Raw genomic sequence first — 20,413 nt, 5'->3', positions numbered from 1 at the left:
CAAGGTAGGGGCAGGGGCGCCGACCGATGGCCCGCGCCCCTGCCCGCACGGCTCAGCTGTTCACGAACGCTGTTGCCGCGCTTGCGCCCTTGCTGTCGATGGCGCTGTTGGACTCGATGGGACTCGGCACCTTGCCCGGGAAGACGATGTAGGTCACGCCCGAGTCGACGCCGCCGGTGTCCGGGTCGGGGTCGATGCCGAGCGCCTTCGCCGTCGCGTACGAGGCCTCGCCGATGATGTTGTCCGGGCCCTCGTCGGCGAAGACGGCGTAGACCACCTTGTTGTTGTAGATGATCGCCGCGACGCTGCCCGGCTTGATGCCGCTGCTGGAGTAGTTGAATCGCGAGCTCGGCAACGGAATCACGAAATAGTGGGTCTTGTCGGCTTGGAACGGCCGGCCCGCGGACGTCTCGAACGAGGTCTGGTCCTGGTACCAGGGATCGGTGTTCTCGTTGCAGTTCGACGTGCGCACGCCGTCGCAGTCGATGTCCATGTCGGCCTTCCAGAAGAACGCCGAGCCCTTCTTGCAGATGTTGACGGTCGACGCCTCGCCGTCGTCGGTGGCGTACTTGCCGTGCGAGGCGACGGTGCAGGAGCTGACCTTCGCCAGCAGTTGGGCGGCGGTGGGGCCGGCCGCCCGGGCGGGGGAGGCGGTGAGGATCGCCGGCAGCAGGCCCAGCGCGGCGAATGCGGTCATGGTCTTACGTTTCACGTGCCCTCCAAGGACAAGTCAGTCCAAAATGGACGGACGAGGGAGATGTCCGCGGCGGATCTGTTAGTTAACTTGCCGAACAGTTCGGTGGAGCGACCGTATCGATGTCCGGCGAACTCCGCAAGAGATCGTGAAAGATCGATAAAACCCGATCCGGTACGGGACGGATCAGTCCCCGGTGCAGCGCCTCGCCGGGCGGTGGGTCACCCTCCGCGCGCGGCCGCCGGGTTGTCCCGCGTGGACCGTCCGGCGCCGTCCCGCCGCCGCCAAGGGCTCACCTCGCGCGGGCCACGGCGCCGTCCCGCCGCCGCCAAGGGCTCACCTCGCGCAGGTCACGACGCCGTGGACGCAGGCTCACGGCGCGGGCCGACCTTGGCAGAGTGCGCCCGGATCGCGACGCACATCGTGTCCGGCCGGGAAATGCCCCGCTCGCCGATCCTTTCCGGACGAACCCAGGAGCACGAACCAGGATCACAAGGGAGCCCGACATGGCGGAAATGAACGTGGCGCTCAAGGAGGCGGCACAGATCGACGGCGCGATCGGCGCCGCGGTCGTCGACCGGGCCAGCGGCATGGCGCTGGGAACCGTCGGCGGCGACAAGCACTTCGATCTCACCGTCGCCGCGGCCGCCAATACCGACGTGGTCAACACCAAGATGCGGGTGATGGAGATGCTGGGCATCCCGGGCGGGATCGAGGACATCCTGGTCACCCTGGAGACCCAGTACCACCTGATCCGGCCGGTGACCGCCCGTTCCGGCCAGGGCCTGTTCCTCTACCTGGCCCTGCGCAAGGACCGGGCCAACCTCGCGATGGCCCGTCATCAGCTGCGGGCGATCGAGCAGAACCTGGACATGTGACGGCCGCGGTCAGACGGTTGGGGACTACTGCCCCCGTGGTAGCCGCTACCACGGGGGCGGCAGTCAGCGGTATCCGGCGGCGGTGATGTTGGCCTGGACGGCGTTCTCGGTGGCGTCGCTCGGGTAGCCGGAGGTCATCACGCCCTCGTAGAAGGTGCCGGCCGCGCCGTTGCTGTTGTCGCCGCCGATGCCCAGGATGATCGCGCCTTCCTTCTTCATCGGGTTGTAGCCCGAGACGTTGGGCCGGGCGCCGTTGTAGAAGGTGGACAGTGACCCGGACTGGGCGTTGCCGCCGCGGATCGACCAGTGGTTCGGTTCGCCCTTGACGATGGCGGTGACGAACCGGTTGCTGATCGACGGGTCGTTGGCGTTGTAGCCGGCGTTGACGCCCGAATAGAGGCCGTTCTCCAGGTCCGCCATGATCCAGGGACCGTTCCCGGTGCCGTACCCCCAGACCTTGATGTTGCCGAAGTAGATGGCCTCCATGGTGCCGTTGCCGTTGTCGCGGCTGTTGCGTTCGGCGTTGCCGTAGTCGAAGCAGCAGCCGCCGTTGTAGTGGGTGCCGTCGAAGATGGCGTACATGCCTTCCGCGGCGTCGCCGGTGGCGATCCCGCTGGTGTTGTTGTTGCGGTAGCCGGTGCCGGGCGCGACGTAGACGCCGTACGCCTTCTGCCCGCCGACGGTGATCGGCGCGGCGGTGGCGTTGGCGAGGTTGTCGTAGCCGCCGGCGGCCGGCCCGTTGAAGCCGCCGGGCGGCGCCTGGGTGAGGTTGTTGTGCCGGCTGGTCTGGTCGTAGATGATCGTGATCAGGCAGGTGGTGCCGGAGCAGAACGAGTCCTGGGCGGCGGCGTTGGCCACGCCGCCGGCGGCCAGCACGCCGATGTCCCTCGTGGTGTTGTCCGAGGATCGGCGCACCTGATACAGCGCCCCGCTGTAGGACCCGAACAACGCCCGGGTCGTGCTGTGCGCGGCCACGCACGGCGTGCCGCCCGAGGCGTAGAGATCACACGGGCCGGTGGTGCTGGGCGGCGGCGTGGTGGGTGCGGTCGTCGGTACGGTCGTGGGCGAGCTGGTCGGCGGGGTGGTGGCTACCCCGCCGGTGCAGGTCACCCCGTTCAGCACGAACGACGAGGGCGCCGGGTTGCTGCCGGTGTAGGCGCCGTTGAACCCGAACTGCGCGGTGCCGCCGGTGGCGATGCTGCCGTTCCAGGCGGCGTTGGTGACGGTCACCTGGGCGCCGGACTGGGTGTAGGACCCGTTCCACAGCTGGGTGACGGTCTGCCCGGCGGTGAAGGCCCAGGTGAGCCGCCAGGAGGTGACCGGGTCGCCGAGATTCGTGACGGTCACGGCGGCGCCGAAGCCGCCGGGCCACTGACTGCTGACGGTGTAGTTGACGGCGCAGCCGGCGGTGGCCGCGGCGGCCAGGTGGGTTCCCGCCACCGTCGCGACGACGGCGGCGAGAGCGGTGGCGGCGGCCGCGAGAGCGCGCCGCCCGGGTCGGGCATTCTGCATGAGGACCTCGCACGGTGGAACCGGGGGGATGCGGCGAGCTCTGGGAGCGCTCCCATTGGGATCCGTCAATGCTCGCAGATCAGTTGCCGGTCCTCAAGGGATCAGGCGGCGCACACGACGGCGAGACACACGTCGTCGTCGGGGGCGGCGCCGCCGAGCATGTCCCGGACGATGGCCTCGGCCAGCGGCTGGGCGGCCGGCTCGGCGCCGAAGCGGCGGTACGCCTTCGCCGCGACCTCCAGCAGGTGCCGCCCGTCGGCCGACCCGGGGTCGTGGTGCCGGTCGGTCAGCCCGTCGGTGTACGCGCAGAACGCGGTGCCCGGCGCCAGCCGCAGGTCGCGCGGCGGGAAGACGGCGTCGCGGACCACGCCCAGGACCGGGCCGGCCGTGCGCACCAGGGTCGCCGCGATGCCGTCGCCGTCCGGCCCGATCACCACCGGCGCCGGGTGCCCGCCGTTGGCCGTCCGCAGCCGGCCGGTGGCCGGGTCGAACAGCGCCACCACCGCGCTGACGAACGTGTCGTCCCGGCTGGTGTCGGCCAGGAAACGGTTGAGCCGAGCGAGCACCTCGGCCGGATCGGGGTCGTCGTGGGCGTACGCCTGCAGCGCACCGAGCGCCCGGCCCATGATCGCGGCCGGGTGCCGGTCGTGGCCGGCCACCTTGCCGACCGACACCAGCAGCCGGCCGCCCTGCGCCGGTTGCGCGTCGTACCAGGCCGCGCCGACGTCCAGCCGCTCCGGGGCGGGCAGGTGGACCGCCGCCAGGTCGGCGCCGTCGACCGTGGGCAGCGCGCCCGGGAGCACCGCCCGGTGGAACGCGTCGATCGTCCGGCGGACCGCGTGCCAGTCGCCCTGCCTGCGCAGGGTGGACCGCACCTGCGCGCGGATCGGCGTGACGTCCTGGCACACGCCCCACAGCCGGGACGCCGTCGCGGGCCGGCCGGCGGCAGCCTCATCGCCCGCCCCGGCGCAGGGCCGGGTGGCGCGGGGAGCCACCCGGCGGCACGACACGATCACCTCGTGGACCGCGCCGTCGCCGTCCACCACCCGCAGCTCCGCCTCGGCCGGCGAGCCGACGTCGCGGGCGTCCCGGGCCATGGTCGCGAGCGCGCCGGCGTCGTCCGGGTGCAGGCGCCGGGACAGCTGCCGTACGGTCATCCGCGTCGATCGCAGCCGGAGCAGTTCCCGCAGCTCGGCCGAGACCACGATGGTGCCGGTCGCCGGGTCGAACTCCCAGGTGCCGGCCCGGGCCAGCCGCTGGGTCTCGGCCAGCTGCCCGGCCGGGAGCACGGACGGCTGCCTCGGGAAGATCAACGAGTCGATCGTCGCCACCGGACGAATGCTAGGTGCTGCCGGTCCCGCGCTTCGGACACGGTGTCCGCCGCCCGCCGCGGCCATCATCCACCGTCGATCGGCGGGCATACTTGGGGCCGACCCGTAGCGAGGTTCAGGAGCGTCCCATGCGTGCCAGCGACTCGGAGTTCCGCCTGCTCGTCGTCGTTCCGGACGCGGACCGGCGAGGTTCCCTCGCGGCCACGCTGAGCCTGGCCGGCTACACCGTCACCGCGGTCGCGACCGGCACCGCGGCGGTGCGCCTGCTGCGCGGGCGGGAGGTCGACCTGGTGGTGGTCGACACCGACATCCCCGATGTGCAGGAGCTCGCCCGGGTCCGCCCGGCCATCGCCGCCCGGCCGCCGGTGCTCTGCATCGCCTCCTGCGACCAGGTGCACACGATCGTGCCCGAGATCGGTGCCGGGGTGGAGGACTACGTCACCAAGCCGTGCCGCCCGGCCGAGCTGCTCGCCCGGGTGCGGGTGCTGCTGCGCGACCGCACCCCGGCCCGGGTGCAGGTGCTGCGCTACGGCGACCTGCGGCTCGACGAGGCGGCCTGCCGGGCCTGGCGCGGCGACCGGCAGCTGAGGGTGACGCCGGCCGAGTACCGGCTGCTGCGCCACCTGCTGCGGCACCCCGGCCAGGTGCTCTCCAAGGAACAGCTGGCCTGGCACGTGTGGACCGAGCCGCGCGGCGGGAACGCGATCGAGCGCCTGGTCTCCCGCCTGCGGCTCAAGGTCGACGAGGCCGGGCCGCCGCTGATCCAGACCCGGCGCGGGTTCGGTTACTGCCTGGGGGAGTCGGCCGCCGTACGCGCGTGATGTTGTCTGGGTTTTGTCAGCTTTTCGAGCATGTGCTGTCAGGCCACTTTGCTTGCATGGGGTCATGCCTGACACGCCCGACCGTGGGGTCATGCCAGAGACGCCCGACCATGGGGTCATGCCCGAGACGCCGCCCGACTACCCGCTGGAGCGCGAGGCGCGCTGCCCGTTCGCGCCCGCACCGGTGTTCCGCGAGATGACCCGCACCCAACCGGTCGCCAAGGTGCGCATCTGGGACGGCAGCACGCCCTGGTTCATCACCCGGCACGCCGATCAGCGGGCGCTGCTCAACGACCCACGGCTGAGCATCGACGAGAAGCGGCCCGGTTATCCGCACATGACCCGGGCCCGGGCCGACGGCGCGCCGCACCACCCGCGACTGATCACCAACACCGATCCGCCCGAGCACACCCGGCTGCGGCGTACGGTCAACGCGCCGTTCATGGTCAAACGGGTGGAGGCGCTGCGGCCGCGCATCCAGCAGGTGCTCGACTCGCTGATCGACGAGATGCTCGCCGGGCCCCGGCCGGCCGACCTGGTGCAGGCGATCGGGCTGCCGGTGCCGACCATGGTGATCACCGAGATCCTGGGCGCGCCGTACGAGGATCATGAGCTCTTCCAGACCACCAGCCACGTGCTGATCAGCCACGACACCAGGCCCGAGCAGGCCGCCGAGGCCGGCGCCAGGCTGGGCGGCTACCTCGGCGACCTGTTCGCGAAGAAGATGGCCGAGCCCGGCGACGACGTGATGTCCGAGATGGCCGGCCGGGTCAAGGCCGGCGAGATGGACCCGCGCGAGGCGGTCACCATGGCGAGCGCGATCCTGATCGCCGGCCACGAGACCAGCGCCAGCATGATCTCGCTGGGCACGCTCGCCCTGCTGGAGCACCCGGACCAGCTGGCCCTGCTGCGCGAGCACGCCGACGACCCCAAGTTCGTGGCGAACGCGGTCGAGGAGCTGCTGCGCTATCTGACCATCGTGCACAGCGGCATCCGGCGGATCGCCAACGAGGACATCGAACTGCACGGCACCGTGATCCGGGCGGACGACGGCGTCATCTTCGACCTCGCCTGCGCCGACTGGGACGAGGAGCACTTCCCCGACCCGCAGCGGCTCGACCTGACCCGGCCGGCCCGCTCGCACCACGCCTTCGGCTTCGGCGTCCACCAGTGCCTCGGGCAGTCGCTGGCCCGGGTCGAGCTGCAGGTCGTCTACGGCACGCTCTACCGGCGCATCCCGACGCTGGCGCTCGCGGTGCCGTTCGAGGAGGTTCCGTTCGCGATGGAGGGCGTCGCCTACGGGCTGCGGTCCCTCCCGGTCACCTGGTGAGGGGCGGTCCGGTGCGGATCGAGTTCGACGAGTCCCGGTGCGTGGCGGCCGGGCAGTGCGCGATGACCGCCCCGGCGGTCTTCGACCAGCGTGACGAGGACGGCGTGGCGGTCGTGCTGGACGCGACGCCCGGTCCCGAGCGTCACGACGAGGTGCGCGAGGCGGCCGCGGTCTGCCCGTCCGCGGCGATCCGGTTGATCGAGGTTGCACCGTGACCGGCCGCGAGGTGGTCGTGGTGACCGGGGCCGGCGGGATGGGGGTGGCCGTCGCCCGCCGGATCGGCTCCGGGCGCCGGGTGGTGCTGGCCGACGCGTACCCGCAAGTCCTTGATCTTGCGGTGGAGACGCTGCGCGCCGAGGGGTACGACGTGCGGGGGCGGATCACCGACGTCGCCGACCCGGTGGCGGTCACCGGCCTGGCGGAGGACGCCGCGGCCGAGGGGCGGATCGCGGCGGTCGTGCACACCGCGGGCGTCTCGGCGGCCACCGCGACCGTCGAGCAGATCATGGCGGTCGACCTGGCCGGCACCGCGCACGTCATCGACGCGTTCCACGCGGTGGCGACGCACGGCACGTCCTGCGTCTGCATCGCCAGCATGGCGGGGCACTACGCGACGCTCGATCCGGCGCGGGAGCGAGCGCTGGCCACCGCACCGAGCGAACAGTTGCTGTCGTTCGAGCCGCCGGACGACCGGACGGCCGCGTACATCCTGGCCAAACGCGCCAATCAGGTACGCGTGCAGGCGGCCGCGCCGGCCTGGAACCGGCTCGGCGCCCGGATCAACACGGTCAGTCCCGGGGTGATCGTCACCCCGATGTCCCGGGCCGAGGCGGCGTCGGCGACCGGCGCGCAGATGATGGGCATGCTCGACGCCTGCGGGATCGGCCGGGCCGGCACCGCCGCCGAGGTCGCCGAGGCGGTCGCCTTCCTGACCGGGCCGGCGTCGCTCTACGTCACCGGCACCGACCTGCTGATCGACGGCGGGCAGGCGGCCTGGCTGCGCTGGCACAGCCCGTATGTCAGCGGGCAGTGACCGTGATCTTGGCCGGTCCGCACGTGTAGGTCCCCGGCTGGTCGATGGCGAGGATCTGCGTCTCGCCCTTGTCCAGCCGGGCGTTGTCCCGGTTGCTGCCGGGGTCGGGGGAGCAGCGCACGGTCCGGGCGGCGCCGGACTTGTTGACCACGGTGAAGTTCTCGGTGGCGACGACCGAGAGCCGGGCCGGGCTGACCCCGTCGCCGGCGGTCAGCGTCAGCGTGGGCTTCGGCGTGCCGCATCCGCTCTCGCCGGCGACGGTCACCCGCAGCGTCGCGCCGGCGCTGCGCACGGTGAACACACCGGCCTTCGGGAACTGGACGAACTGGCGTTCCTTGGGGTCGAGCACGCTGGTGACGATCCCGGCATCCGGCGTGGTGGCCAGGGCGTGGACCTGGCCGGACCGGTTCGTCACGGCGAGGACGTCGCCGCGCCGGATGGTCAGGCGGGCCGGGCTGAACGCGTCCGCGCCGGTGATCGCCACCTTGGTGGCCCTGGTGCAGTCGACGGCGGACGCCGTCGTGGTCCGGGCCGGCGTGGTGGCGGCCTGCGGCGGTGCCGGCGCCGCCGGCGCGCAGGCCGTCAGGGTCAGCAACGTCGCCGCGGTCGCGCAGATTTTGCGATGCACACCATCAGGTACGGGGGGCGACGAGTCACAGATCAAACCGATTCGGCCGGGCCGTCCGGGGCCTGTTCGCCGGGTGTTGGTGATCACGCCAGGGGGAGTTCTCCATCGCCACAGATAGTGGCCTCGACATGCGTCACCGGTGGACACGAGGAGTACCGATGGGCCACACGCACGATCATGATCACTCGCATGCGGTGGGCGGCACGGCCGACCAGCCCGTGCTGGACATGAGCATTCCGGACAGCGAGCTCTCCCCGGCCGAGGTCTCCCGGCGTGGCTTCCTGCGCAGCGCCGGCCTGCTCGGCGCCGGCACCGCCGCGGCCGCGGCCGGCGCGTTCGCCGTGCCCGAGGTGGCCATGGCGCACGACCACGGCCCGCTCGGCCGCTCCTGGGCCGGCCACTCCCGGGTCAACGACCTGCTCTGGCTGGCCGGCGACCACCACATCCACACCCAGCACAGCTCGGACGGCCAGTACCGGGTGGTCGACCACGTGCGGCACGCCAACGCGTACGGCCTGGACTGGATGGTCATCACCGACCACGGCAGCGTCGCGCACGCCAAGATCGGTGTCGACAAGGTGAACCCGGACATCGTCGCCGCCCGTAAGGAGATCGACGACACCCTGGTCTTCCAGGGACTCGAGTGGAACATCCCGGCCGCCGAGCACGGCACCGTCTTCGTGCACCCGGGCCGCAACGAGGTCGCCGTCCTCAAGGAGTTCGAGAACACCTTCGACGGCGTGGTCAAGAACGCCACCGACCCGACCCCGGCCAACGAGGCGCTCGCGATCAGCGGCATCGACTTCCTCGCCGACGCGGTCACCAAGCGCCGGGTGCACGACGCGCTGTTCCTGGCCAACCACCCGGCCCGCAAGGGCATCGACTCGCCGCACGAGATCCGGGCCTGGCGCGACGCCAACCCGCGCATCGCGGTCGGCTTCGAGGGCGCGCCCGGCCACCAGGCCGGCGGCATCGCCGCCCCGGTCGGCCCCGGCTCGGGCCGCGGCGGCTACGACAACAGCCCGTCGGCCGCGTCGTTCCCGGCGTACCCGCTGGAGAGCTACCGCACCTGGGGCGGCTTCGACTGGATGACCGCCACGGTCGGCGGCCTGTGGGACAGCCTGCTCGCCGAGGGCAAGCCGTGGTGGATCACCGCGAACTCCGACTCGCACAAGGTCTACCTGGACAACTCCAAGGTCGGCGGCGGCGACTTCACCACCAACGGCCGCTACGACGATCCGGTCTACGCCGGCTCGTTCGCCGCCGGAAACTCGGACTTCTGGCCCGGCTTCTACAGCCGCACGCACGTCGGCTCGGCCGACTTCTCGTACGCGGCGGTGATGGCCGGCCTGCGCGCCGGTCGCGTCTGGGTCGACCACGGCGGCCTGATCAGCGGCCTCGACGTACGGGTCCGGGCCGGTGGCTCGTGGGTCACCCTCGGCGACACCCTGGTGGTCCGGCGCGGCACGCCGGTGCAGCTGGTCGTCGCGATCGACCTGGCCAACGGCCCGAACTGGGCGCAGTTCGTGCCGAAGCTGGCCCGCGTCGACGTCATCCGGGGCGCGGTCACCGGCCCGGTCAGCGACAAGGACGCCTTCTCCACGCCGGGCACCCGGGTGGCGAAGTCGTTCGACGTGAACCAGTCCACCGGCCGGGTCACCCTCAGCTACGACCTCGGCCGCGTCGACGGCCCGTTCTACCTGCGCCTGCGTGGCACCGACGGCAACCGTACGGCGCCGGGCTACCTGGGCGCGGCGGTCGACCCGGCCGGCCCGGCCATGGACGTTCTGGGCTCCGCCGACCCGTGGACCGACCTGTGGTTCTACACCAACCCGATCTGGGTCGTCCCGAACCGATGAGCGTCACCGTTCTGGGCTACGACCTGGGACATCGCGGCACCGTCGAGGCCGAGCACTGGCTGACCTCGCTGGTCGAGTCGCCGGTGCCCGGCCTGGTGGCGTGCACCCATCTCGTGCACGGCCCCGCTCCCCGGGTCGTGGTGACGATCGCCGGCGCTTCTCCGGCGGTTTCGCCCTCCGGCAGCGAGGCCGCGACGGCGGCCGTCGCGGATCACCTGGCCGGTCGCGCCGGTCGGGCGGTGCTGTTTCCGGGCGTACGGGAACTGACCGGCACCCTGCCGGTGGCGACGCTGCTGGCGGTGAGCGCGATCGACGAGGTGGTCGTGCTCGGCGGGCCGCCGCATGGGCCGGACACGCTGATCGACACCCGCGACTTCGTACGGCCGCAGTACCGCGACGGGCGGCTCGTGCTGATGGCCACGCCGGCGCCGGGCGGCCTGATCGCCCCGTTCGAGGTACCGAACCCGACCCCGTGCTGCGCCAATCATTGATTGACGTCTGAACGACGTCCCGGGTTGCACGGGCCGCCGAGAAGAGATTTGCGTCTCCTGTGCAACTCCCATGAACGTGCCACGTCGCCGCCGGGCCGGGCCGACGGCCGCCGGGCCTGGGTCAACCTCTCCCCACGTTGGTGATCACGAAGGGGGAGGTGTCGCATGCGAATGCCCGTGGTCGACTCCGATGCGATCGCGCGGGGTGTCCCGTGCCGACACTGACCGCTTACCCGGCGCCGGCGACGACGAGTCCGCCGATCGTCGCGCCCACCCGGAAGCCCTGGCACGCGGCCCTGCGGTCGGCCCTCGCGGTCTGGTCGGTCATCACCGTCGCGCACCTGGCCGTGAGCACCCTCGCCTGGCTGCCGCGGCGGGACGGCCAGGTCCCGGACCCGTGGATGATCTTCCTGGGCTGGAACCGGTGGGACGCCGGGCACTACGTCCGGATCGCCGAGAGCGGGTACCACATCGGCCCCGGCTATCCGGCGTTTTTCCCGCTCTACCCGCTGCTGGTGCACGCCGGCGACGCCGTGCTGCCCGGCACCGCGCTGGTCAGCGCCCTGGTCGTGGCGAACGCCGCCGCGTTCGGCGCGCTGGCGGTGCTGCACCGGCTGGCCGAGCACGAGTTCGGCCCGCGGGTGGCGCACCGCGCGATCTGGTACCTCGCCGCGTTCCCGACCGGGTTCTTCCTGTTCATCGGGTACAACGAGTCGCTGTTCCTGCTGCTGGCCGTGGGCGCCCTGTACGCCGGCCGGCGCGGGCACTGGTGGCTGGCGGGTGCGCTCGGCGCGCTGTCCTCGGCCACCCGCCTGTTCGGGGTCCTGCTGCTCGCCCCGCTCGCGGTCGAGTATCTGCGGCAGATCGACTGGCGGCCGCGCGGCATCCGGCGCGACGTGCTCGGGCTGGCGCTGGTGCCGCTGGGCGTGGCGGCGTACGCCGTCTTCTGCGCGGTTTCGCTGGGCAACCCGCTCGCGTTCAGCCGCGCCCAGGATCAGTGGGGCCGGCGCTACACGGTTCCCGGCGAGGCGTGGCTGATCGCCGTCCGCCAGGCGCACGGCCACGGGTTGCTGTCGCCGCCGACGCTGGGCGCGCTCCTGGACGCCGGCACGATCCTGCTCGCCGTCGTGCTGCTGATCCTGTGCGTGAAGGGCCGGTTCAGGTTCCGGCGCGACCAGGTCTACCTGGTCGTCCAGGCCGGGCTCACCCTCGTGATGCTGATGTCCACCGAGGTCGGCGGCCGGTCGATGCAGTCGGCGGCCCGCTACGCGATGGAGGCGATCGCCGTCTTCCTGGTGCTCGCCCGGATCGGCGCCAACCAGGTGGTCGACCGGGCCGTGCTGGTGATCGGCGTGGCGTTGCACGCGGTCTTCCTGGTCATCTTCATGGCCGGCACGTTCCTGGTCGCGTGAGCTTGGGCAAAGACCGGTGCGGGCCGCCGATCGGCGGCCCGCACCGGTTACCCTCCTTCGGCGGTTACCCGGCCATGGTCGGGATCCGGTCCTGCCACGGATCCGCTTCCTCCTCGCTGGCCAGGGCGGCGAGCTGGCGGCGCTCCTCGGCGGCGCTGCGAGCCGGCTGCACCACTGCGGCCGGTAGCTCGGCCGCCGACGTGCCCGGGTAGTCGTCGTTGTGCTTGCGCGCGAGGAAGACGCAGAGCAGCGCCGGCGCCACGATCAGCAGCACCGGCAGGATGCTGTTCGTCAGCAGCCAGGAGATCGCGGCCAGGACGAGGCCGAACGCGATCTCGCCGCGGGTGGAGCGCAATGCCTCCCGCATGGTCACCTTGCCGGCCGTCTTGGGCGTGACCAGGAAGACCGACTTCCCGAACGCCGAGGTGGCCGAGGACCGCAGGCTCACGAAGAACATCGAGCCGTACAGCACGATCGAGTTCAGCAGGTATGACGCGAGCGTGCGCTTCGGCAGCCGGTCGTAGTGGAAGATGATGTCATTGAGCAGCGGCGCGATCAGAAACGCCACAGTCGGTATCAACATCCACATCGGATAGGTGACCGTGTAACCCAGCGCGGGCAGCGCGACCACGTGAATGACGACGTACAGCGAGAACAACGCGGTCAGCGGCAAACTGTAGGTGAACAGGAAGATGTCGAGCTTCTCGAACCACGTCATACGCGAGTTGAAAATGGTCGCGGTGTACCTCTTGATGAACTCCATGTTTCCCTGAGTCCACTTCGAGTGCCGCTTCTTGAACGCGAAATAACTGACCGGAAACTCTTCCTCGCACCGGATGTCGGGCGCGAAGACGGTGTAGTAGCCGGCATCCCGGGCGGCGATCGAGAAGCACAGGTCCTCGGCGACCACGCTGGGGAACCCGCCCGCGGCCAGGTAGCACTCGCGGCTCACCATGGCACCGTGGCCGAGCAGCGACAGAAACCCGTGCCGGTCCTTCACCGACTGATAGGCGATCCAGTGCGAGTCCACCCCGATGGCGAAGGTACGCATGAAGTTGTTGCGGTTGCGGGTCGCCGAATGGTTCGCCTGGACGATGCCCGCGTTGCCGTAGTGGGCGAAGTAGTCGAGGCTCCGGTCGATGTACCCGCTCGGGATGATCTCGTCGCTGTCCAGGATCACGAAGTAGTCGTAATCGGCCGTACGCAGGTAGTTGTTGAGGTTGCCGGCCTTGAAACCGGCCCGGTCCGGCCGGCGGACCACCGGCACGCCGTAGCGTTCGCTGAACTCGTCCACCTCGGCCCGCGACTCGGGCTTGTTGGAGTCGTCGAGGATGACGACCTCGTAGTTCTCGTACTTCTGCGCCATGCTGCGCAGCAGGCTCTCGCCGGAGAAGTCGTCGCAGGTGCAGTAGACCAGGACGACCTTGGGCGCGGCTTCGGTGGCGGCCCGGGCGGGCACCTCGAGCGGACGCGGCCGCTGGACGAGGTGGAAGTAGAGCGTGTAGACGATGTCCTTGGTGCCGTTCAGCCAGAAATACGTGACGAACAGCGCGCTGGCGATGGTGAGCGCACCCAGGTACCAGTGGGTCCGGATGGCGGCCGACACGACGTGTGCCATGGCCGGCACCGCCGGAATCAGAACAGCGATCCATACCGACAGGATCAGCAGGTAGACGCGAGGCGATTTTGCCACGACTGCCCTCTCCGAGAAATAACGCGGATTTCCTACAATGGGGGTAGGGCTTGCCTACATCCGTGCTCCGTCCGAATTGATTTACCGCCATCGTTTCGCGGTCCACCGTATCGGCCGCCGGACAGCGGGGCAAACGCTGGTGGCATGGCCCCCGTCACGTCCGGCCACATTGATATTGCGCCCCCGTTACGGGGCTGCGGCAAAAGGATGCGACACGCGGGAAAGGGCGATCCACTTTGCATCAAATGAAGGCGCCCGGGTTATGTAGGCACCGAAAGATGTGAAGCATGTAACGGAGGATTTTCATGGTGACCCGGATTACTGGGCGGCTGCTGGTCACGCTGTCGGTCCTGCTGGCCGCCGGCGGGCTGGCCGGCGGCGACGTGCCGTCGGGCGTGCCGGGCTGCGGCGACCTGCCCGAGGGGGCCGGCGCCGGCGACGTGCTGACGCCGTATCCCGGGATGAGCGGGTCACGGTTCCTGCGCGGCGCGACGCTCGACCTGGCCGGAGCGGATCCGGCCACCCTGGACGCGCGGCTGCGGGCCATGCGGGACCGGTATCGCATCGACACCGTGAGCCTGTACCGGGTGGACGCGCCCGACCCCCTGTTCGCCGCGCTCGGCCGGCTCGGCATGACCGCCGTGCTCCGGCTCGAGGAGTACGACCCGGACAGCTTCGCCTTCACCGGCGCCGACGTGGACCGGCTGCTCGCCCGCTACGCCGGCCTGCTCGCCCGCGCCGCCGCGCCGGTCAACCGGGAGCGGGTGGCCTACCTGGCCGTCAACATGCCGCTGGACGACCCGCGCGTGCAGGCCCGGCTCGGCGGCGCCAACAGCCCGCTGTCGATCGAGCGGCAGGCCGCGTACGCCTCGGCGGTCGTGGCCGGCCTCCGCCGGTCGGCCCCCGGCCTGCCGATCTACCTGGGCGTCTTCTACGGCTGGGACGGCGGGTTCCGGCCGCCGTCGTACCTGCCGGCCGGCGCCGACGGCTACTTTCTGACCAGCTACAGCTACCCGGGACAGCGAGCGCCCGGCCGGCATGACGACGACGCGGCGCTCATCGACGCCGACCGGCGGCGCGCGGTGATGCGGCGGTTCCTCGACCAGTACGGCGACGCGCCGGTGGTGGTCGAGTACGGCGTGCAGACCGCCGACCGCCACGGCGACCGGTGGCCGGCCCAGACTGCGGGCCTGGTCGCGGACCGGGCGGCCAAGCAGCGGGCGCTGGTGGCCACCACCCGGTTCTACTGCGCCGGGTACCCCAGCGTGCGGGGCACCATGTACTTCGGCTTCAACATCGTCAAGACCGAGGGCGAGCCGCCGGCCGCCGTGGACTTCGCACTTTCCTGACACAGGCTTGTGAACAACTTGTTAAGCGCTTAGAGTTTCTGACATCGGTCAATCTAAGCGCTTAGATTCACGACCGGCTTACCTTCGTTCGGCCTCGATCAAGGGAGTCGATCCATGCAGAGGGTGATGTCGGCGCTTCTGGTGACCACTCTGTGCCTCCTCGGCGTCACGGTGGCCACGCCCGCCCAGGCGACGCCGAATGCCGCCAACTTGTTAACGCCCTATGACCCCGCCCACTACACCGACCTGTACACCGACTCCGGTGGCCCGATCACCGGGGCGACCTACATCTTCAACCCGACCGTCGACTGGCAGCGCCGGATGGCCTTCGACCTCGCGCAGATGCGCCAGGCCGGGGTGAACACCGTCGGCCTCTACAACCTCGTGCAGATGACCGACGCCGAGCGGGACACCCTCTTCGCCGAGCTCGAGCGCAACCGGATGAAGGCGGTGATCCGCATCGAGTGGTACGACCAGCAGACCTTCGCGTTCACCGCCGCCGACGCCGCCCGGGTGCTCAGCTACTACAGCAGCGACGACCCGGCACACGGCTACACCGGGCTGCTGCCCTATCTCGCCCGCCGGCAGAAGCTCGCCGACGTCGTCTACCTGGCGGTCAACATGCCGGTCGACGACGGAAAGGTCAGCAGTCGCTTCGTCACCGCCCAATACCCGGACGGCCGCAAGAACCCGCGATGGGCGACCAGCCAGCCACCGTACGCGGATCGCCTGCTCGCCGGCCTGCGCGCCGTGACCGGCTGCACCAAGCTGTACCTCAGCGTCTTCTACGGCTGGGACCAGTCCTACCCGACGCCCTCCTACGCCGGCATCGCGCACCCCGCGGACGGCTACTTCCTGAACAACTACTCGTACCCGATCTCCGGCACGCCCCCCGACGAGAACGCCTCCACCGCGGACCGGCTCAACGAGCCGCGCCTGCGCAGCGCCCTGGACCGGATGATCGGCCAGTACGGCACCGCGCCCAAGGTGATCGAGTACGGCTTCCACACGCTCGACTTCAACAACGGGGTGCTGCCGAACCAGACCGCCGGCCTGGTGAGCACGGTCGCCGCGAAGCGGAAGGCGCTCACCGAGACCACGGCCTACTACAAGGACCCGGCCTTCGGCGTACGCGGCACGCTCTACTTCGCCGAGAACCTGTTCAAGCCGGAGGGCAACCCACCGGCCACCATGGACTGGGCGCTCGGCACGCCGGTCGCCGAGGCGCAGGCCGAGGACACCACCGACGTGCAGTACTACGCCGGCGGCAGCCCCGCCGACACGACGACGGTCGCCGACCCGACCGCCTGGGGCGGCGAGGCCGTCACGCTGAGCTCCCCGGGGGCGGCCCTGGTCTTCTACAACCTCACCGCCGCCTCCGTGGTGCAGCTGCGGTACCGCGCCGCGCAGGCCACCGACCTGCTGATGTCGATGAACGGCGCCACGCCGCGCACGCTGCACCTGCCGGCCGCCACCGACTGGAGCACCTACACCGCCGATTTGGCCGTGCCGCTGCAAGGTGGGGTGACCCTGCAACGGCCCGCGTCCGGGGCCGCGGTCACCATCGACTGGCTCGGCGGCAAGGCCGACAACGAGGCCGAGCTGGCCGAGCGCACCGACGCCACGCTGGTTCCCGCGTCCGGCGCGTCCCGGGGCGAGGCCCTGAGCATGCCGGCCGGCCGGCCGGGTGCGTTCACCGTCGACCCGGCGCCCGGCGGCACCCGCATCCAGATCCGGTACGCGGCGACCGAGGCGGCGACCGTCCGGCTCACCGGCGCGGCGACGGCCACGGTCGGCCTGCCCGCAACCGGCGGCGCCTTCACGACCGTCACCGTCGAGACCACGGTCACCAGCGGTGCGGCCCTGGTCGTCACCCGGGACAGCGCGGGCGGCGACCTGCTGCTCGACTATCTGCGGATCGACGGGCAGTACGAGGCCGAGTCGTCCGGCGGGCTCTACAACGGAGCGCACGCGGTGCCCAAGCCGGACGCGTCCGAGGGTGCGATGGCCACCTCGTTCGACGTGGTCGGGGCGTCGGTGGTCTTCTCCGGGGTGCGCGCCGGGAGCAAGCTCACCTTCCGCTACCGGGCCGCCCAGGCCGCCAGCATGACCGTCATCCTCAACGACGTGAACCACCGGATCGCGTTCCCCGGCAGCCAGGGCAGTCCCGCCACGGCCACGATGGCCCTGTCCGTCCCGGCGAACGCCGTGGTGATCGTGCAACGCAACGCGGACAACGCCGCGACCGGCCTGTCCATCGACTGGATGTCGGTGAGCTGAGTTCGGGGGGCTCCTCCCGCGCGAGGGGGAGCCCCTCCCGGTCCGGTGTCGGTGGACGGTACCGTACCGGGTCGTGAACGCCCTGCTACGACAGTTCGTCGAGCCCGTCGAGGCCGACCTGAGAGCCGCCGGGTTCGTCCGCCGGGGGCCGGTCTTCCGGTATTTCGACGCCGACGGCAACGGCATCGCGATCGCCGTCCAGCGCACCACCGCGCTGTGGGGGCAGGTCGAGTTCTTCGTCAACGTCGGCGTACTGATCGCCCCGTACCTGCGCCACCACCTCGGCAACGGCGATCCGCGCCGCGACGCCATGCCGTACCACGGCGTCTGGGACCACCGCCTGGTCGCGACCGACGACACCGCCGAGCTGCCCGACCACACGTTCTCGCTGTCCACGGACGCCGATGCCGATCGTGCCGCCACGATGGTGCGGACCTGGCTCGCGCGGAACCTGCCCCGCATGAAGAGCTGGCTCGGCAACTACGACGCGATGCTTGCCACCATCGAATCCGACCGCGAGCAGTCGGAGCGGGCGAGTGCCGAGCAACTCGCCTCCGGCCGGTGGAAGGCCGGCGCCTGGCCGGACGGCGGCTGGGCCGAAAGCATCATCCGGGCGTACGCGTACGCCGACCGCGGCGACGTCGACGCCCTCACCGCCGAGATCGCCGACCGGGGCGACCCGGACCCCGACGACTGGACTGCCGATGTCCTGGCCATCGCCGCCCGGCGCCGCACCGAACAGCAGGGATGATCGTGGGTTACAGCGGATTCGTCATCATCGCGCGCACCGGCGACACCCGGCTCGACGACCTGGCCTGCGTCGACGACCTGTTCGTAGCGGTCACCGACACCGTGTACGCCGCGGGCTGGCGCATCGGGTCCCTCGGCCCGGTCGACGACACCACACCCGGCCGGCTCGCCCGCACCCTCGCCCAGGAGACCGGCGCGTCGGCCATCGCCCTGGACGTCTTCGACAGCGACTGCGCCTTCGCCGTCGCCGCCGACCCCGGCGGCGGCACCGTGAGGTTCCACCTCAACGAGCAACTCATCCGCGCCATGTCCGACGACACCTTCGAACCACTCAACACCCACGCCACCCCGGGCCTGCTGGCCTGGGCCGGCACGGCCGGTCTCACCGCCGGTCCGGACCGGCTCGCGGCCGCGCTCGACGAGCGGCCCGGCCCGTTCGGCGAGGGCATCCACCACCTCGCCCGGGCCCTCGGCATCACCGAGCTCACCGAGTAGCGCCTGCTTGCGGCTTGAGCGGGTTCAGCCGACGTTACGGTCGCGGTAGAAACGGGGTCGCTGTTCCGGCGGCGTACCCGCGACGACGCGGTCGCGTCCGCCGTGCTTCGCGGCGTAGAGGTTGCGGTCGGCGATGGCCAGCGCGGTGACCTGGTTGGGCGGCGCCGCCTCGCCGACTCCGGCCACTCCGATGCTGATCGTGACGGGCAGGTCGCCGGTGAGGTCGTGCCAGTGGTGTGTGCCGATGGCCTGCCGGATGCGATCGAGCACGGCGGCCGCGTCGGCAACCGGCGTCGCGGGCAACGCGAGCAGGAACTCCTCGCCGCCGAGGCGGGCGACGAAACCCCGCGGTACCGCGGCGGCCAGGCCGGTCTCCAGCAGTCTCGCGACCTGTACGAGCACCTGGTCGCCGGTCTCGTGGGAGAGCCGGTCGTTGATCCGCTTGAAGTGGTCGATGTCGGCGATCGCCAGGCACAGGCCGGGATCGTCGGCGACGAGGGCAGGCATCTCCTCGTCGACGAAGCGGCGATTGCGCAGCCCGGTCAGCGGGTCGCGGCGGGCCTGCTCGCGGAACCGCTCGGCCTGCTCGCGGGCCTCGGCGGTCTCGAACGTCGCCTGCCGGGCCTGGGCCTGGGCCTCCCGTTCCTGCGACCGCCGGCGCTCGCGTGCGGCGATGAACACCTTCAGCTCGGCGAACGCGGCGGCGTGGTCACCGCGAGCGGCGTGCAGTTCGGCCTGCTCCTCGTGCAACTCCGCGAGGATGGCGTCCAGTCCGAGCTCGGCGCAGAGCGCACGGCAGGCGTCCAGGCTTTCCTGCGCTCGGACGACGTCGCCGAGGCCACGCCGGGCGCGGGCCAGGGTGAGCCGGTAGTAGACCAGATCGGCGACCGCCTCGAACTGGCCGGCCTCGTACCGGGCGATGCAGGTCAGCATCGTCCGTTCGGCCTCGGCATAGTCGCCGCCGGCGGCCTGGACCTCACCGACCGTGTGCAGGGTGGGAGGATCCAGCTCCAGGCCGTGGGCCTCGGCGTGCTCGATCATCCGGCCGATGACCTCGACGGCCTGGACGACGTGGCCGTTCTCGTACTCGTAGTGCGCCCAGTTGTTGTGCACGATGTTCAGCAGGTCCCACCGCTGCGCCTGCTGGGCCAGGGTTTCGGCATGCCGATATTGCAGTCGTGCGGCCTCCATCGCGCCGGTGTCGGCCAGCGCGTCGGCCAGGCGGGTGCGGTGCCCGATCTGCAGGAACGCGGTGGCGGTCTCGTCCAGCAGCTCGACCGCGCTCAGCGAGTGCTCCAGGCGTTGAGCCGCGTCCCCGGAGAGCCTCTGGACCAGCGCGCACAGCGCGTGGGCGCGAGACTCCAGCAGGCGGTCGCCGTGCCGGGCGGCCCACTGCTGGATGCCGTAGCTCTCCCGGGCGGCCGCCGCGATCTCGCCGGTCCGCACGCCCAAGCTTGCCCGGCAGAGACGGGCACGCATGCGGAGACCCTCGTCGCCCAGCTCGGCGGCCCGCCGTTCCAGCACGGCCGCGGCGGCAAGGCCGGCCGCGGGGTCCGGGACGAACTGGTCCTCGATCGCCAGCAGGGCAGCCGACAACTCTTCCGCACCCAGCACGCTACCGTCCATCGGCCCACCCCCCCTTTCCCTGCCACCTCACATCGGCTCGGCGGGCAGCACGTTTAGGGCCAGCGGTTCCCGCCTCGGGCAAGCGGGCGAAAGGGGTCGGACGCGAAGGATTGGACGATAAGCGCGGCCCGCGCCGACTTGGTGGTCGGCGGGCGCACCATCGTCGCGCAGGTGCCGGTGACCTACCTGCTGTTCCTGGAGAAGCAGCTCTGCCCAGGCCTCGCCAGCTCT

The 20,413-nt window shown here is 71.2% G+C and carries 18 protein-coding genes; 12 read left to right on the top strand and 6 right to left on the bottom strand.

The genetic code is table 11. The features are described from left to right. Window positions 1-52 precede the first annotated feature (52 nt). Window positions 53-712, bottom strand: a complete 660-nt coding sequence (locus tag ODJ79_RS11305; RefSeq protein WP_263023326.1) for a glycoside hydrolase family 75 protein — start codon at window positions 710-712, stop codon at window positions 53-55. 488 nt (window positions 713-1,200) lie between these two features. On the opposite strand from ODJ79_RS11305, the gene ODJ79_RS11300 reads away from it, so the two are divergent. After that, a complete protein-coding gene (locus ODJ79_RS11300; protein ID WP_263023325.1) occupies window positions 1,201-1,572 on the top strand; it encodes a hypothetical protein in 372 nt (123 codons plus the stop codon). A 63-nt stretch (window positions 1,573-1,635) separates the two neighbouring features. Here ODJ79_RS11300 and ODJ79_RS11295 read toward each other — a convergent pair whose 3' ends face one another. Both ODJ79_RS11295 and ODJ79_RS11290 read right to left on the bottom strand, forming a co-directional pair. Further along, window positions 1,636-3,084: an arabinofuranosidase catalytic domain-containing protein gene (locus ODJ79_RS11295; RefSeq protein WP_263023324.1), complete on the bottom strand. Its 1,449-nt coding sequence runs from the start codon at window positions 3,082-3,084 to the stop codon at window positions 1,636-1,638. Window positions 3,085-3,185: 101 nt separating this feature from the next. Further along, window positions 3,186-4,415, bottom strand: a complete 1,230-nt coding sequence (locus ODJ79_RS11290; protein WP_263023323.1) for a PP2C family protein-serine/threonine phosphatase — start codon at window positions 4,413-4,415, stop codon at window positions 3,186-3,188. A gap of 128 nt (window positions 4,416-4,543) precedes the next feature. Here ODJ79_RS11290 and ODJ79_RS11285 point away from each other — a divergent pair, with 128 nt between their 5' ends. The 4 genes from ODJ79_RS11285 to ODJ79_RS11270 all read left to right on the top strand — a co-directional run bounded on the left by ODJ79_RS11285 (window position 4,544) and on the right by ODJ79_RS11270 (window position 7,599). After that, window positions 4,544-5,236 (top strand): response regulator transcription factor, encoded by a 693-nt coding sequence (locus tag ODJ79_RS11285; RefSeq protein ID WP_263023322.1) that lies wholly within the window; start codon window positions 4,544-4,546, stop codon window positions 5,234-5,236. Between the two features lie 91 nt (window positions 5,237-5,327). Further along, a complete protein-coding gene (locus ODJ79_RS11280) occupies window positions 5,328-6,566 on the top strand; it encodes a cytochrome P450 (RefSeq protein ID WP_263023321.1) in 1,239 nt (412 codons plus the stop codon). Between the two features lie 11 nt (window positions 6,567-6,577). Then, window positions 6,578-6,781 (top strand): ferredoxin, encoded by a 204-nt coding sequence (locus tag ODJ79_RS11275; protein ID WP_263023320.1) that lies wholly within the window; start codon window positions 6,578-6,580, stop codon window positions 6,779-6,781. After that, on the top strand, window positions 6,778-7,599 hold the full coding sequence (locus tag ODJ79_RS11270; RefSeq protein ID WP_263023319.1) for an SDR family oxidoreductase: 822 nt from the start codon (window positions 6,778-6,780) through the stop codon (window positions 7,597-7,599). Before ODJ79_RS11275 ends, ODJ79_RS11270 begins: the two co-directional genes overlap by 4 nt. On the opposite strand, the gene ODJ79_RS11265 is transcribed toward ODJ79_RS11270, so the two are convergent. Continuing rightward, window positions 7,586-8,227, bottom strand: coding sequence for a hypothetical protein (locus ODJ79_RS11265; protein ID WP_263023318.1), 642 nt, complete (start codon window positions 8,225-8,227; stop codon window positions 7,586-7,588). The two genes, ODJ79_RS11270 and ODJ79_RS11265, sit on opposite strands and share 14 nt — an antisense overlap. 158 nt (window positions 8,228-8,385) lie before the next feature. Between ODJ79_RS11265 and ODJ79_RS11260 the strand changes: the two genes are divergently transcribed. The 3 genes from ODJ79_RS11260 to ODJ79_RS11250 all read left to right on the top strand — a co-directional run bounded on the left by ODJ79_RS11260 (window position 8,386) and on the right by ODJ79_RS11250 (window position 11,989). Continuing rightward, complete coding sequence (locus tag ODJ79_RS11260) at window positions 8,386-10,086, top strand: PHP domain-containing protein (protein WP_263023317.1); 1,701 nt, start codon at window positions 8,386-8,388, stop codon at window positions 10,084-10,086. Then, window positions 10,083-10,577: a hypothetical protein gene (locus ODJ79_RS11255; RefSeq protein ID WP_263023316.1), complete on the top strand. Its 495-nt coding sequence runs from the start codon at window positions 10,083-10,085 to the stop codon at window positions 10,575-10,577. The genes ODJ79_RS11260 and ODJ79_RS11255 overlap by 4 nt, the downstream gene beginning before the upstream one ends. A gap of 212 nt (window positions 10,578-10,789) precedes the next feature. After that, window positions 10,790-11,989, top strand: a complete 1,200-nt coding sequence (locus ODJ79_RS11250) for a mannosyltransferase family protein (RefSeq protein ID WP_263023315.1) — start codon at window positions 10,790-10,792, stop codon at window positions 11,987-11,989. 64 nt (window positions 11,990-12,053) lie between these two features. Here ODJ79_RS11250 and ODJ79_RS11245 read toward each other — a convergent pair whose 3' ends face one another. Continuing rightward, window positions 12,054-13,607, bottom strand: coding sequence for a glycosyltransferase (locus tag ODJ79_RS11245; protein WP_263023314.1), 1,554 nt, complete (start codon window positions 13,605-13,607; stop codon window positions 12,054-12,056). A 383-nt stretch (window positions 13,608-13,990) separates the two neighbouring features. Between ODJ79_RS11245 and ODJ79_RS11240 the strand changes: the two genes are divergently transcribed. The 4 genes from ODJ79_RS11240 to ODJ79_RS11225 all read left to right on the top strand — a co-directional run bounded on the left by ODJ79_RS11240 (window position 13,991) and on the right by ODJ79_RS11225 (window position 18,556). Further along, window positions 13,991-15,031, top strand: a complete 1,041-nt coding sequence (locus tag ODJ79_RS11240; protein WP_263023313.1) for a hypothetical protein — start codon at window positions 13,991-13,993, stop codon at window positions 15,029-15,031. Between the two features lie 114 nt (window positions 15,032-15,145). Next, the gene (locus ODJ79_RS11235; RefSeq protein ID WP_263023312.1) at window positions 15,146-17,311 is read left to right on the top strand and encodes a hypothetical protein; all 2,166 of its coding nucleotides are present in this window, start codon (window positions 15,146-15,148) and stop codon (window positions 17,309-17,311) included. Between the two features lie 73 nt (window positions 17,312-17,384). Then, window positions 17,385-18,062 (top strand): DUF4304 domain-containing protein, encoded by a 678-nt coding sequence (locus ODJ79_RS11230; RefSeq protein ID WP_263023311.1) that lies wholly within the window; start codon window positions 17,385-17,387, stop codon window positions 18,060-18,062. Window positions 18,063-18,064: 2 nt separating this feature from the next. Further along, on the top strand, window positions 18,065-18,556 hold the full coding sequence (locus ODJ79_RS11225; protein ID WP_263023310.1) for a hypothetical protein: 492 nt from the start codon (window positions 18,065-18,067) through the stop codon (window positions 18,554-18,556). A 24-nt stretch (window positions 18,557-18,580) separates the two neighbouring features. On the opposite strand, the gene ODJ79_RS11220 is transcribed toward ODJ79_RS11225, so the two are convergent. Beyond that, the gene (locus tag ODJ79_RS11220) at window positions 18,581-20,182 is read right to left on the bottom strand and encodes a sensor domain-containing diguanylate cyclase (RefSeq protein ID WP_263023309.1); all 1,602 of its coding nucleotides are present in this window, start codon (window positions 20,180-20,182) and stop codon (window positions 18,581-18,583) included. Between the last annotated feature and the right edge of the window lie 231 nt (window positions 20,183-20,413).

The sequence above is a fragment of the Actinoplanes sp. KI2 genome (assembly GCF_025630775.1).
Lineage (GTDB): Bacteria > Actinomycetota > Actinomycetes > Mycobacteriales > Micromonosporaceae > Actinoplanes.
This window is presented reverse-complemented; position numbering and strand designations above follow the sequence as displayed.